This window comes from Cupriavidus sp. WS, assembly GCF_000395345.1.
GTDB lineage: Bacteria > Pseudomonadota > Gammaproteobacteria > Burkholderiales > Burkholderiaceae > Cupriavidus > Cupriavidus basilensis_B.
Genome location: NZ_AQPL01000624.1, coordinates 1 through 1,249, shown reverse-complemented (window position 1 = coordinate 1,249; position 1,249 = coordinate 1). Strand labels below are relative to the sequence as shown.

Annotated in this window: 1 protein-coding gene and 1 tRNA gene; both read left to right on the top strand. The window is 70.4% G+C overall.

What is annotated here, in order from left to right:
- Position 1 precedes the first annotated feature (1 nt).
- Positions 2-95: transfer RNA gene (locus K206_RS43455), tRNA-Lys, on the top strand.
- Between the two features lie 302 nt (positions 96-397).
- The coding region (locus K206_RS40400) for a cation-transporting P-type ATPase (protein ID WP_255359672.1) at positions 398-1,249 on the top strand (852 nt) is incomplete at its 3' end.

Below are 1,249 nucleotides of genomic sequence, written 5' to 3'. Positions count from 1 at the left end.
CGGGTCTCTGGGCATCCCCGGAAAAATCGAGGCATGCCACTCGGCTCGGACTTTTAATCCGTTGGTCGCGTGTTCGAGTCACGCACGACCCACCAGCGATTCAGGCACCTAGCCCACTCCACGGAGTGGGCTTTTTGCTATCTGCGGTTCGTGCAGGCGTCATCAAGGTTGTCATGGGATGATCTTGTTGCCCGTGCATAGTGGCGAAACGGCCATTGGCTGGTAAGGACTGAGGGCTGGTTCTTGCATGGCCACGTCGCTTGGCGAGACGCCGGCATGCATGGCGCCCAGGCATCGCAGGCGCCGGCCCGGAATGCGCTTGCCGGATGCGCCACGCGGGCAATACCTGTGCGCTCATGCGTGAGCGGCAGCGGGAACGGTGAAAGGGGTCATGAGCATGATGGCGCGGACAATCGAACGTCTTGGCCGGCGGCTTCGCCTGCTGCCCCGCAAGCCGGGCGCGCACGAGCCGCGCGGCGCGAGGCCGCCGGGCCCGCCGGGGGCGGCCGCCTCCGGCGGCATGCACGAGGCGCTGTTGCGCGCGGCCCGCACGCCGCTTGCCGAGCTGCTGCGGCAACTGGCCGCCAGCCCGGACGGGCTGAGCGAGGCCGAGGCCGCGCAGCGCCTGCAGCGCTGCGGCCCCAACCAGGCCGAGCGCGAGCGCTCCCGCCCGGCGGCGGTCGATCTTCTGCTCAAGTTGTTCAATCCGCTCAACGTGCTGCTGCTGACGCTGGCGGTGGTATCGGCCAGCATCCGCAACTACGACGCCTCGGCGGTGATTGCCGTGATGGTGCTGCTGAGCGTGGGCCTGGCCACTGTCCAGGAGCGCCGCTCCGGGCGCGCCGCGGCGGCGCTGCGCGCGATGGTGCATACCACCGCGGCGACGCAGCGCCGGGCAACCCCGGCCGATCCTCCCGCCACGCGCGAATTGCCGATCGGCGAGCTGGTGCCGGGCGACATCGTCCACCTGGCCGCGGGCGACCTCGTGCCCGCGGATGCCAGGGTGCTGGCGTCGAAGGACCTCTTCGTCAACCAGGCGCCCCTGACCGGGGAGTCGCTGCCGGTGGAGAAATTCGCCCGCGACGGCGCCAGCGGCACCGACCCGTGCGCGCTGGAGAACATCGTGCTGATGGGCACGGCGGTGGTCAGCGGCAGCGCGAGCGTGGTGGTGGTGTTCACGGGGCCGCATGCCATGTTCGGCGGCATCGCCCGCTCGCTTGCCGAGGAGGCGCCGGCCACGGTGTTCGAG